This window comes from Citrobacter telavivensis (genome assembly GCA_009363175.1).
Lineage (GTDB): Bacteria > Pseudomonadota > Gammaproteobacteria > Enterobacterales > Enterobacteriaceae > Citrobacter_A > Citrobacter_A telavivensis.
The window spans coordinates 417,202-428,874 of sequence record CP045205.1; the positions used below are offsets into that span (position 1 = coordinate 417,202).

Sequence of the window (11,673 nt, forward strand, 5' to 3'; positions counted from 1 at the left end):
GCCTTGAGCGTTCAGGCGATGCCGGTGGTGACCGTAAATGTCCGGGTTTGCTGCGGTTGAACCTCAATCAGCGTGCCGTTTCGCTGGGCGGCAAGAAATCCTTCCGGACGGCAGGTGGCAGGCAGGGCAAATGCCGCGACCTGCTGATCGCCGTTATACAGGATCCAGCGGGTTACGTAGTTGAGTTCCGAACTGGCGAAACGGGTAACAAACGTGGTGCCATCCGGGGCGATCATGCGGAATTCGGGTTTATCCGTATACCTGTCCAACTGGTCGGCAAAGAAGACGATTTCTGGATCGTAGAAGTTGGGTTCATTGAGCGTCGCCAGCGACGCTTCGCCTTGTAAGATCCGTTGATTAAATGCCAGCCACTGTTCGGTGGGTTTCACATGCGCCGGGACCGATTCGCGAAGCCGCAGCGCCTCATCCGGAATATTCTGGCTGAACGTCGCCTCTGGCACATATGCATAGTTCATGTGGCACATGTACTGCAGCGGCATCGCGACAGACGCGAGGTTAGTGACGGCCATCTGGATATCAAACAGCGCGCTCGCTTTATGCATCACCACCGCAGGCTGCGCCTGATAATGATGACCGAATCCCATCACATACTCGTAGCGTCCGGTCACGCGCAGGCTGTCGCCGTCCAGTTCCAGCCAGGCCTCGTCCATCGCAGCACAGGCCATTTCACCGTGTAACGGGTGAGTATCTTCCGGCGACGGGCAGCCATTGGCCAGCAGTCCTGAATGGAAGGCAAAACAGCCATAGGTCGCCACCACTTCCGCTGCGGGTTTCGGCTGACGGAACATGTTGCGCATGGTCAGATCGTGGCCGTCAAACTGCGCGTCCCAGAGAATCTGCCCCATCCAGGGCAGAATCACCAGATGACCACGACTGTTCTGCACCTTCAGCCCTTCCACACCGCTGGCATAACGAAAGGCGGTAACCGTGAAATCACTGTTCTCCAGCAGGATTTGCGGATGTTCACTAAAGAGCGTCCGCCACAGCGTGATACGTGTTGTCATAATCGTTCTCCTCAGGAAGCGGTCGCTTCAGCCAGGCTGCGCACTTTGCTTTCGCGCCAGAAGTAGATCCCCACGTAAACGAAACACAGCATGGAGACAAGGAACGAGAGTTGCAGCGAGTGGAACATATCCGCCACATAACCCTGAATCGCCGGGACCACGGCGGCGCCAACGATGGCCATCACGATCACCGCGCCCGCCATTTCGGTATGTTCGTTATCCACCGTATCCAGCGTGCCGGCATAAATAGTCGCCCAGCAGGGACCAAACAGAATGCTCACCAGCACTGCGACGTACACGGCGCTAAAGCTCGGCGCCAGCGAAACATAGGCAAGGAACAGCGCGCCGATGACGGAGTAAAGAATCAGCACTTTTTCCGGGTTAAAGCGGGTCATCAGGATGTTGGCGATAAACTTACCGATAAAGAAGCAGGCAAAGCTATAGACCATGAAGTTAGAGGCATCACGCTCGTTGATATCGCCCAACTCCAGCGCCAGACGGATGGTGAATGACCACACGGCCACCTGCATCCCCACATACAGGAACTGCGCCACAATACCGCGGCGGAAACGGGCATTGCTGGCCAGATAGCGCAACGTGTCCATCGCCGACGGGCGTTTATGGTTGGCGGTTTGCGCCACTTTGCAGGTCGGGAAGCGGGTTAACAAAAACAGCACCATCACCACCACCAGAACCATAATCATGTACTTATACGGCTCAAGGGTGTTTTCCAGCATCAGCACTTTAAAGTTATGGATCTGCTCGGCATTCATTCCCGCCATCTGTTTTTCCAGGCTGTCGCCTTCGGAAAAGACCAGATATTTCCCCAGCAAAATGCCGGACGCCGCGCCAATCGGATAAAACGTCTGGCTGATATTCAGGCGTAAGGTGGCATAGGCTTTTGGGCCGATCATCGAACTGTAGGTGTTCGCTGCGGTTTCCAGGAAGCTCAGACCAATCGCAATCGCGAAGATCGCGGCAAGGAACATGGTGTAGGTCGCCATGTGCGAGGCCGGGAAAAAGAGCGTACAGCCGACAATGTACAGCGTCAGGCCGGTTAATATCGCCACTTTATAACTGGTTTTTTTAATCACCAGAGATGCCGGGATCGCAATTAAGAAATAACCGCCATAAAAGGCGCTCTGAACTAATGCTGAGGCAAAGTTACTGAGTGAAAATACACTTTTAAATTGCGTAATCAGAATATCATTTAATGCGGCTGCGCATCCCCATAATGGGAATAAACAGGATAACAAAATAAACTGGAACAGAGGGGTCTTATTCAGATACCCATCGGGCATCTGAATGATGTTTTTATCGTTCATAGTGCTACCTTTTACAGTGCAGAAGTATTATTCGTTTAGGGTAAGAAATTCATTAAATTGTTCGATACTCGGATAAGAGGATTGTGTGCCTTTCCCGGTCACGCTAAACGCAGCGAAAAGGACGGCTTTCTTCATTGCGGCTTCGACATCTCCGCTCTGAACGTAGTAATGGGCAAAGCAACCAATAAAGGCATCGCCTGCGCCACTGGTATCAACAGCATTAACGCGAAACGCCGGAACATGCACTTCCTGATCGCGCGTCATCCAAAGCGCACCTTTTTCACCCATGGTCACAATAATATTGTTTAACCCTTTATCCACCAGGGAACGGGCGGCGGCGCAAATATTGTCATACGACTCCACTGGCATACCGGTTAATATTTCCAGTTCGGTTTCGTTCGGTACAAAGAAATCACATTTACAGGCATAGGACATATCTAATTCACGCAATGCCGGTGCGGGATTTAATAATACTTCGATGCCATGCTTTTTGCCGAACTCAATGGCGTGGTAAACCGTCTCCAGTTGAACTTCCAGTTGCAGAACAATAAGCTGACATTTTTTTAAATCTTCCGCAGCGCGATCGATATCTTCCGGGGAGAGAAACTTGTTCGCCCCTTTAATAATAAGAATGCTGTTACTGGAGTTCGCATTCACAAAAATCGGTGCCACGCCGCTACTGGTGCACGGGACTTTTTCGACATAGGTGGTGTTGATGCCCCAGGATTCGAGATTGCGAATGGTGTTATCCGCAAAGATATCGTCGCCGACTTTGGTCAGCATCAGCACTTTGGAGTTGAGTTTCGCCGCCGCAACGGCCTGATTTGCGCCTTTACCACCGCAGCCGATTTTAAACGCCGGCGCTTCCAGGGTTTCGCCTTCTTTGGGCATCTGGTTGGTATAAGTGATGAGATCCACCATGTTGGAGCCAATAACCGCGATATCCATTTTACACCCTCTAAGAAACAATCACATAACAATGATAATAAAATAACATTATCATGTTACTTTCGTATCATTTGTGACTACGATCGCGATTGGAAGATCATTTCCTTGTTTATTTATTGCCCACCTCATGATTCACTGTTACCTATCAACAGCATCTAAACTGTTACAATTAACTGAAATTAAACCAGTTACAATCAAAAAAACGCGAACAAACGCGCTTTTAATTCCCGCCAGCCAGACGTATAGTAATGCAGCAAGATGATGTTCCGAGAGACACAAAAATGTTACTCATGGAACATTCGCAACATGAATCGCGGAGAAGGTGAATGGAAACCAAACAAAAAGAACGTATTCGACGTCTGATGGAACTATTGAAGAAGACCGACCGCATCCATCTGAAAGACGCCGCACGGATGCTGGAGGTTTCCGTGATGACCATTCGCCGGGATCTCAGCCAGGATGACGAGCCGCTGCCCCTGACGCTGCTCGGCGGCTATATCGTGATGGTCAGCAAACCCACCGCGCCAGCTAACGTCCCCCAGCCAGCCAACAAGACCCATCATCGCGACGATTTACCCGTCGCTATCCTGGCGGCCGGTCTGGTGAGCGAAAACGATCTGATCTTTTTTGATAATGGTCCGGAGATGCCGTTGGTGATCGGTATGATCCCGGACGAGATCGCCTTTACCGGGATCTGCTACTCGCACCAGGTTTTTATCGCGCTCAATGAAAAGCCCAACGCCACGCCGATCCTCTGTGGTGGAACGTATCGGGCGAAGAGCGACGCATTTTACGATGCGAATAACCCATCACCGCTGGATTCCCTGAATCCGCGAAAAGTGTTTATCTCCGCCAGCGGCGTACACGAACACTTCGGCGTCAGTTGGTTTAACCCGGACGACCTCGCCACCAAGCGCAAAGCAATGGAGCGCGGACTGCGTAAAATTTTACTGACGCGTTACGCCCTGTTCGATGAGGTCGCCCCCGCCAGCATTGGTCCGCTTTCCACCTTTGATGTCCTGATATGCGATCGTCCGCTACCGGCAGATTATGCCACCCACTGCCGGAACGGTTCCGTCAAGGTGATCACCCCTGATTCAGACGGCGATTAAGTTACTCAAAGAACACGGCAATTTTGTTGAACATTGTGGGGTCTGACTGATTACGCACCACTCTCACCACATCTTCCAGCTTATCGATTTGGCTAATCATCTGCTCCAGACGCTGATCGTCGTTGACCAGTAGCCAGATACGGCTCTGGTCGCTGCTTTGAATCGGCAGACAGAGGATCCCCTCGACGTTAAATGCACGGCGGGCGAATAGCCCGCAAACGTGGGTCATCACGCCTGGGTGGTTGCGGACGGTGAGTTCCAGAATGACGTTCTCATGTGATTGTTTCTGCATAGTTTATTCCCCCACCATCTCAGTATTTGCCGCGCCTGGCGGTACCATTGGATACACTTTTTCTTCCGCATCAATGCGGACATGGATCAGCGCCGGCCCCGGTCGGCTGATGATCACCTGCAATGCCGCCTGTGGGTCAGCTTCGTTATTCAGATCGCAGGTTTGCAAACCGAATCCGGCAGCAATCTGCATAAAGTTGATTGTCCCCGGATACGTCGCGGCAAAAACGCCCTGCTTATAGAACAGGCTCTGCTGCTGATGCACCAGCCCCAGCGCTTCGTTGTTCATCAGAATGATTTTCACATCCAGCTGATTTTCGCTGGCGGTCGCCATCTCCTGAATGTTCATCATCAGACTGCCGTCGCCGGAGAAACACAGTACTTTCTTATCCGGGTTCGCCAGCGCTGCGCCAATCGCTGCCGGCAGACCAAATCCCATGGTGCCCAGACCGCCAGAAGTCAGCCACTGGCGAGGACGGTTCAGCGGATAGGCCTGCGCTGCCCACATCTGATGCTGGCCCACGTCGGTAGTGATAATCGCGTTATCGTCCACGCAGGCCGCTACCGCGTTGATCAGGCCGTAGTGGCACAGCGGGTCGCTCTCCTGCGGGATAGCGCACGGGAATTCACGTTGCAGATCGCTGACCAACTGGTGCCACTCAGCGCGCGGGTTTGCGTCGATTTGCGGAATCAACTGGGCCAGTACCTCATCCACGTCAGCCTGAATAGCGATATGCGGCTGCTTGATTTTGCCCAGCTCCGCACGGTCGATATCGACATGGATGATTTTGGCATTCGGGCAGAACTGCTCGGTTTTGCCAATCGCCCGGTCATCAAAACGCGCGCCCAGCACCACCAGCAGATCCGCCTCTTGCAGGATGAAGTTAGTGCTGCGCGCACCGTGCATCCCCAACATGCCTAACGACAGCGGATGCGCCTTCGGCAGCATTCCCAGCGCCATCAGCGTCATGGTGGTCGGCAACTGCGCCTTTTCCGCCAGCTCACGCACCCGCTGCGGCGCATTAATCACCCCGCCGCCGAGGTACAGCACCGGACGCTGTGCGGCGTTAATCATCTCGGCCGCTTCACGAATGCTCTCTGCGCTGAATTCCGGCGTCGCCATTTTCTGTGCCGGTTCTGGCATCTCATCAATCTCGAGAACCGCCATCTGGATATCCTTAGGTATGTCTATCCACACCGGGCCAGGACGTCCGGATTGAGCGAGACGAAATGCGTCGCTCATCACCTGCGGGAGTTCATCGATATGTCTGACCAGATAGTTATGTTTAGTGATGGGGATAGAGATGCCGTAGGTGTCCACTTCCTGGAAGGCGTCGGTGCCGATCATTGAGGCCGGAACCTGCCCGGTGATACACACCATGGGGATAGAATCCAGCCGCGCATCGGCGATGGCGGTCACCAGATTGGTTGCGCCCGGCCCGCTACAGGCCATGCACACCGCCGGTTTACCGTCAGTTCGCGCCATACCCTGCGCAATGAACCCCGCACCCTGCTCGTGGCGCGCCAGAATATGGCGGATTTGCGTGCTCTGACTTAAGGCATCATAGACGGGAAGAATCGATCCACCCGGAATGCCAGTGACAATCTTAATGCCCTGACGTTCCAGAAAATGAACGATAAATTCAGCGCCGGTAAAACGCGTACGCTGGGATGTTGATGTTGTGCCCGAACTTGCCATACTCCAGTCCTTTTGTTCTGGGCCGACGCTCCGGGCAGGTCTCTTAAACGAAAAACCCCGCCCGGTTTGCGCCGGCGGGGTTTTGGAATCGTGTGTTGTTCCGGACCCTACGGCGCATTGCCGACGACCACCACCACACGCACGACGACCGCTGCGCAAGATGGCGCAGTTTTTAGTAGGGTCGACGTCAGCATGGAAGAGTTCATTAGGGACCTTGTCTGTTTAATGATTAACAGGATTTATACAAGCACAGCTTTCATAAGCTGACAACGGAAAAATTTTCATCTGCGTAAAAATGCGTCGACGATCACGTTTCACCAGGAAAAAGCGGCCAAAACAAAAAACCCCGCCGGAGCGAGGTTTTTTCAGCGTTATGCGGTTGGTAGTCGCAAAGCACACTGTGTTATGTCAACAGCAAAAGTATACGCGTTCTGCGAAGAACACGCAATTTCGGCACGGATTTTGACGCTTTTGAGTATGGATCAGAAGTTCGGCACTGTCCATAAATACCTGTTCATTTATACAGTGTTTATCTATAATGTCTCAGTACGCAATGTGTTAGGTGGGGCCGCATCGTAAACCGGCGCAACAAAGTCCTGGCTGAAACGGGTGGTGCCGTCAGCGCCTTAACCCCCCCGGTGAGCACACTGTGTTATGTCAACGAAGGTGCTGGTAGCAGGCGGCGGAAAGGTACGTCAGCACCGTGCTCCTTTGCCAAAAGGAGACGCGTATGAGCCTCGTGGATATCGTTATTCTTATCCTGAAACTCATCGTTGCAGCCATGCAACTGCTTGATGCTGTTCTGAAATACCTGAAGTAATTCAGATTCAAGTCGCACCAAAGGGGAGCGGGCAACCGCTCCCCTTTTACATCGACTGATGCTTGCGCGGTGATGATATGTTACATTTTTATGACATTTCCTGGTGACGTCTACGCTATGACCCTTTCCGTTTTCTGCATCTTGCTATTCGCCGCGCTGCTGCACGCCAGCTGGAACGCCATTGTGAAAGCCGGAAACGACAAGCTCTACGCTGCCATCAGCGTCAGCGGTTCCGCCGCCATCATGGCGCTCCTGTGCCTGCCCTTTGCACCACAACCCTCGACCGCCAGCATCCCGTTTTTAGCCGCCTCGACCGCATTACAGGTGGTCTACACCGTGCTGGTCGCCAGAACCTATACCGTCTCCGATATGAGTCAGACCTATCCGCTGATGCGCGGGACGGCGCCGCTACTGGTGGCTATCATTAGCGTACTGTTTCTTGGCGATAGCCTGTCCACGCTGGCCTGGACGGGAATTGCAGTGATCTGCGCCGCCATCCTCGGTATGGCTTTTAACGGTCGGGCCCGTTCGCAGCAGGGCATTGTGCTCGCGCTGATTAACGCCTGTTTTATCGCCGGGTATACGCTGGTCGACGGCACCGGCGTCAGACTGTCGGAAACCGCGCTGGGATACACGCTCTGGACCTTCTTTTTGAACGGCTCCTGCCTGCTGGGATGGGCGATGGTTGCCCGTCGCCGGGAAGCATTGCGCTATCTGACGCAGCACTGGAAAAAGGGAATTTTTGGCGGCATTGCCACAATGGGCTCTTACGGACTGGCGCTCTGGGCGATGACCCTCGCGCCGCTGGCGGTGGTCGCTGCACTGCGTGAAACCTCAATCCTGTTCGGCGCGCTTATCGCCTGGTTGCTGCTGAAAGAACGGGTCGCAGGATTGCGCCTCGTGGCTGCTGGCGGGATTGCGGCAGGCGCGATACTGCTGCGTTTGTCCTAGAACACACTCTCGGCAACATTTGTTGCCGCTTTTTGTTTACATATCCTGCCGTTCAGCCCTTTTCCATTCCCGCCTGCCATCTGGCCTTCTTTTTTTAGTGTGGTAGATTTCACTCGCATTTATGGGAATGCGCAGCACCTTATTCTTATTTTTTCTCTTTTTAAAAAGTATTCAGCGAAATGAAAAGGCAGAGAAACGTCAATTTGTTGTTGATGTTGGTATTACTTGTGGCTGTGGGTCAGATGGCACAAACCATTTATATCCCTGCCATTGCCGACATGGCACGCGAGCTAAACGTTCGCGAAGGGGCCGTGCAAAGCGTGATGGCAGCCTATCTGCTGACCTATGGCGTATCGCAACTGTTTTATGGCCCGCTTTCCGACCGCGTCGGACGCCGTCCGGTGATCCTCGTCGGGATGTCGATTTTTATGCTCGCCACGCTGGTCGCCATTACGACTCATAGCCTGACGGTGCTGATCGCCGCCAGCGCATTGCAGGGGATGGGGACCGGTGTCGGCGGGGTGATGGCGCGAACCTTGCCGCGCGATCTGTACGAAGGCACGCAGCTGCGCCACGCCAACAGCATGCTGAATATGGGCATCCTGGTCAGTCCGCTGCTGGCACCGCTGATTGGCGGGCTGCTGGATACGATATGGAACTGGCGCGCCTGTTACGTCTTCCTGCTCGTGCTCTGTGCGGGGGTCACCTTCAGCATGGCGCGCTGGATGCCGGAAACACGTCCCACTGGCGCACCGCGCACGCGGCTGATGACCAGCTATAAAACCTTGTTTGGTCACAGCGCCTTTAACTGTTATCTGCTGATGCTGATTGGCGGACTGGCCGGTATCGCTGTATTCGAAGCCTGTTCCGGCGTGCTGATGGGCGCGGTGTTAGGACTGAGCAGCATGGTGGTGAGTATCCTGTTTATCCTGCCGATCCCGGCGGCGTTTTTCGGTGCATGGTTTGCCGGTCGCCCGAATAAACGCTTCTCTACGCTGATGTGGCAGTCAGTGGTGAGCTGTCTGCTGGCAGGGCTGATGATGTGGATCCCCGGCTGGTTCGGCGTGATGAACGTCTGGACGCTGCTGATCCCCGCCGCGCTGTTCTTCTTCGGCGCCGGGATGCTGTTCCCGCTGGCGACCAGCGGCGCGATGGAACCCTTTCCGTTCCTCGCCGGTACAGCGGGCGCGCTGGTGGGCGGTCTGCAAAATATTGGTTCCGGCGTACTGGCATGGCTTTCCGCTATGCTGCCGCAGACCGGGCAGGGCAGTCTCGGCCTGCTGATGACGCTTATGGGACTACTGATTTTACTGTGCTGGTTACCGCTGGCGGCGCGTTTTTCACACCAGGGGCAGGCGATTTAATGACCGTATGGCCGGGCGTTTCGCAGTCCGGCGCAATCATCGCCATTAACAGCGGCTCGAGCGCGGGCCGCCACGCGCCTTCCTCCCCATCGTAAAACTGCGTATCGGCGTTGATCGCGTAGGGAATTTTCACCTTCTTCAGCTCACATGCCATGAACGTGGCAAAAGCGAGCTGTGAAGAGGACGGAGGATTCTTGCTGGTTTCTCCCGTGGCCCATCCGCCAACCCAACTGACATGCCCGCTTTTTTGCTGCCAGTGCACAGCAGTGTTGATGCGCGCGCGAATTGCCGCTTTCTCTGCAGCCGTACCCGACGTCCAGGGGTATTTGCCGTTATTTTTCACCGGCCCCCACGGGAAGATATGCCATTGCGCCAGGACATAGCTCTGGCTCTGCGGTGGCAGCCTGAGATTGGGCAGATCTTCCGGTGCGGCACGCAGACGAGGCGCAACAAAAATCATCCGTTGCGGGTCGATGGCGTGGATAGTACGAATGGTTTTGTCATACACCCGGTTCAGGGACGTCAGATTATGATTCAGCTTACCGGCCGGTTCGTAAATCAGATCAAACCCCAGCAGCGGCGCGCTGTGGGCAAAATAGTGCGCCACCGCGACCCACCAATTGATCACCTCTTTTTCATTGCTCGCACTGGGGTCATTTTTATACTCGTCCGCCTGAAAAGCGATAATCGGGATCACGCCGTACTGCTCGCAGGCCTCCACCAGCTTGCGCAGATGAATAAGCCGCGCCTCCGTGGGTTCTCCGCTTACCCGAATACGCACATGAGCGATCCCTTTCGCCTTGAAGTCCCGCACCACCAGCGGGTCGAACTCCCGGATACCTTGTTCAGTGCGCGCCCAGTCGACGTCCATTCCCACACCAAGTTGCTGCGCATAATGTGCCGCCGTCAGCGGCGATTGTGCTGCCCCCAGGGCGAAACTGACAAACACAAAGAGCGAGACAAGTGGTTTAATCACGATGACCCTCAGCAATTTTGCAGGCGCAATATCACGTATTTAGCACGCTTTTTTATTTACCGTGTAGCAGTTTCGCTTCTGGAAAACGACTTCGCCTGCTCATGCAGCCAGTTGATAAAGGCCTCAATTTTCGGCCATTGCCTGCCGGGTAACGTCGTCATGTAGTAATGCTGGTGACAGGTCAGCGCCATCTCACCAAAAGGCGCAACCAGCTCACCGCTCTCCAGTCGCTTTTGTACCAGCCGTCTGCGTCCCATTGCCACGCCGATATGGTTCATGGCAGCAATCACCGCTAAATCTGAACGATCAAAGCCAATTCCCGACGATGTCGGCAGATTCACTGCAAAATGTTGCGCCCAGCTATGCCACTCGTCGGTCCCTGAATCATTGCTCCAGGCCTGACGATCGTGCAACAGCGTACAATGTGGCAGATTCACCAGAGACCCCATTAAATCAAAGCGTTGAGCATAATCCGGACTACAGACGGGAAGAATCGCCTCGTCCATTAAGAAGTGATGCTCCAGTTGGGCCGAAGGCGCATCGTCAAAGTAGAGCGCCAGATCGACCCCGGCGCGCTGCAGGTTCACATTGTCGTTACCCGTTAATATGGTGAGCGAAATCGACGGATAGCGGCGGGTAAAGTCACCCAGCGCAGGCACCAGCCAGCACTGCGCGATAGACGGGCGAGAATAGACGGTCAGCGTCCCGGAAAGCTCCTGATTTTTGATATCGAGGATCTCCTGGTTCAGCGTATCCAGCGACGATTTCAGCGCCCAGAACACCCGCTTACCTTCATGGGTGAGTTCCACTTTGCGGTGCGAGCGCACGAAAAGCTGGATCCCCAACTCCTCTTCCAGTTGGTTAATGCGGTGGCTGATGGCACTGGGGCTCAGCGATAACTCGTCTGCGGCCATCGCAAACGACTGATGCCGGGCCGCTACTTCAAATGTGTACAGTTTGGATAATTGCCAGCCGTTCAGGAGGTGGTTTCTGACTTCGCGAAGGGGTTCCATGAGTACCTCGGTGACTTCAGCTTCAGTCCGGCGAAGTGTAAAAAAAACCGCAGAAAAAATCAGCACAAAGATGAATGAGAGTGAACCATATCGCAAAATTGAGCGAATATTCGATGCAAATCACCTCTTTGATTCAATCTGATTCATGT

At 54.2% G+C, this 11,673-nt stretch carries 12 protein-coding genes; 4 read left to right on the forward strand and 8 right to left on the reverse strand.

From position 1 onward, the window contains the following. Nucleotides 1-11 precede the first annotated feature (11 nt). The 3 genes from GBC03_04175 to rbsK are packed head-to-tail and all read right to left on the reverse strand — an operon-like array spanning nucleotide 12 to nucleotide 3,298. Nucleotides 12-1,025 (reverse strand): DUF4432 family protein, encoded by a 1,014-nt coding sequence (locus tag GBC03_04175; protein QFS69464.1) that lies wholly within the window; start codon nucleotides 1,023-1,025, stop codon nucleotides 12-14. Nucleotides 1,026-1,036: 11 nt separating this feature from the next. Beyond that, entirely contained in the window at nucleotides 1,037-2,350 is a 1,314-nt protein-coding gene (gene fucP, locus GBC03_04180; protein QFS69465.1) for an L-fucose:H+ symporter permease, read from the reverse strand. Nucleotides 2,351-2,377: 27 nt separating this feature from the next. After that, nucleotides 2,378-3,298 (reverse strand): ribokinase, encoded by a 921-nt coding sequence (gene rbsK, locus GBC03_04185; GenBank protein ID QFS69466.1) that lies wholly within the window; start codon nucleotides 3,296-3,298, stop codon nucleotides 2,378-2,380. Nucleotides 3,299-3,624: 326 nt separating this feature from the next. On the opposite strand from rbsK, the gene GBC03_04190 reads away from it, so the two are divergent. Continuing rightward, the gene (locus GBC03_04190) at nucleotides 3,625-4,410 is read left to right on the forward strand and encodes a DeoR family transcriptional regulator (GenBank protein QFS69467.1); all 786 of its coding nucleotides are present in this window, start codon (nucleotides 3,625-3,627) and stop codon (nucleotides 4,408-4,410) included. A gap of 1 nt (nucleotide 4,411) precedes the next feature. On the opposite strand, the gene ilvN is transcribed toward GBC03_04190, so the two are convergent. The 3 genes from ilvN to ivbL form a co-directional block, all read right to left on the reverse strand. Next, nucleotides 4,412-4,702: an acetolactate synthase small subunit gene (ilvN, locus tag GBC03_04195; protein ID QFS69468.1), complete on the reverse strand. Its 291-nt coding sequence runs from the start codon at nucleotides 4,700-4,702 to the stop codon at nucleotides 4,412-4,414. 3 nt (nucleotides 4,703-4,705) lie between these two features. Continuing rightward, nucleotides 4,706-6,400 carry an acetolactate synthase large subunit gene (ilvB, locus tag GBC03_04200; GenBank protein QFS69469.1) on the reverse strand — a complete coding sequence of 565 codons (1,695 nt, stop codon included), beginning with the start codon at nucleotides 6,398-6,400 and terminating at the stop codon, nucleotides 4,706-4,708. 107 nt (nucleotides 6,401-6,507) lie between these two features. Further along, nucleotides 6,508-6,606 (reverse strand): ilvB operon leader peptide IvbL, encoded by a 99-nt coding sequence (ivbL, locus tag GBC03_04205; protein QFS69470.1) that lies wholly within the window; start codon nucleotides 6,604-6,606, stop codon nucleotides 6,508-6,510. 524 nt (nucleotides 6,607-7,130) lie between these two features. Here ivbL and tisB point away from each other — a divergent pair. From tisB to emrD, 3 genes are all read left to right on the forward strand, one after another. Continuing rightward, nucleotides 7,131-7,220, forward strand: a complete 90-nt coding sequence (tisB, locus tag GBC03_04210) for a type I toxin-antitoxin system toxin TisB (protein QFS69471.1) — start codon at nucleotides 7,131-7,133, stop codon at nucleotides 7,218-7,220. Between the two features lie 117 nt (nucleotides 7,221-7,337). Beyond that, nucleotides 7,338-8,171: an EamA family transporter gene (locus GBC03_04215; GenBank protein ID QFS69472.1), complete on the forward strand. Its 834-nt coding sequence runs from the start codon at nucleotides 7,338-7,340 to the stop codon at nucleotides 8,169-8,171. Nucleotides 8,172-8,350: 179 nt separating this feature from the next. Then, complete coding sequence (gene emrD / locus GBC03_04220) at nucleotides 8,351-9,535, forward strand: multidrug efflux MFS transporter EmrD (GenBank protein QFS69473.1); 1,185 nt, start codon at nucleotides 8,351-8,353, stop codon at nucleotides 9,533-9,535. Here emrD and GBC03_04225 read toward each other — a convergent pair. Together GBC03_04225 and dsdC are read right to left on the reverse strand one after the other, a co-directional pair. Then, complete coding sequence (locus tag GBC03_04225; protein QFS69474.1) at nucleotides 9,462-10,511, reverse strand: cellulase family glycosylhydrolase; 1,050 nt, start codon at nucleotides 10,509-10,511, stop codon at nucleotides 9,462-9,464. The two genes, emrD and GBC03_04225, sit on opposite strands and share 74 nt — an antisense overlap. Nucleotides 10,512-10,567: 56 nt before the next feature. Continuing rightward, complete coding sequence (dsdC, locus tag GBC03_04230; protein QFS69475.1) at nucleotides 10,568-11,524, reverse strand: DNA-binding transcriptional regulator DsdC; 957 nt, start codon at nucleotides 11,522-11,524, stop codon at nucleotides 10,568-10,570. Between the last annotated feature and the right edge of the window lie 149 nt (nucleotides 11,525-11,673).

Coding starts and splice junctions, on each gene's coding strand:
- GBC03_04175 (QFS69464.1), bottom strand. CDS start 1,025: ATGACAACACGTATCACGCTGTGGCGGACGCTCTTTAGTGAACATCCG.
- fucP (QFS69465.1), bottom strand. CDS start 2,350: ATGAACGATAAAAACATCATTCAGATGCCCGATGGGTATCTGAATAAG.
- rbsK (QFS69466.1), bottom strand. CDS start 3,298: ATGGATATCGCGGTTATTGGCTCCAACATGGTGGATCTCATCACTTAT.
- GBC03_04190 (QFS69467.1), top strand. CDS start 3,625: ATGGAAACCAAACAAAAAGAACGTATTCGACGTCTGATGGAACTATTG.
- ilvN (QFS69468.1), bottom strand. CDS start 4,702: ATGCAGAAACAATCACATGAGAACGTCATTCTGGAACTCACCGTCCGC.
- ilvB (QFS69469.1), bottom strand. CDS start 6,400: ATGGCAAGTTCGGGCACAACATCAACATCCCAGCGTACGCGTTTTACC.
- ivbL (QFS69470.1), bottom strand. CDS start 6,606: ATGAACTCTTCCATGCTGACGTCGACCCTACTAAAAACTGCGCCATCT.
- tisB (QFS69471.1), top strand. CDS start 7,131: ATGAGCCTCGTGGATATCGTTATTCTTATCCTGAAACTCATCGTTGCA.
- GBC03_04215 (QFS69472.1), top strand. CDS start 7,338: ATGACCCTTTCCGTTTTCTGCATCTTGCTATTCGCCGCGCTGCTGCAC.
- emrD (QFS69473.1), top strand. CDS start 8,351: ATGAAAAGGCAGAGAAACGTCAATTTGTTGTTGATGTTGGTATTACTT.
- dsdC (QFS69475.1), bottom strand. CDS start 11,524: ATGGAACCCCTTCGCGAAGTCAGAAACCACCTCCTGAACGGCTGGCAA.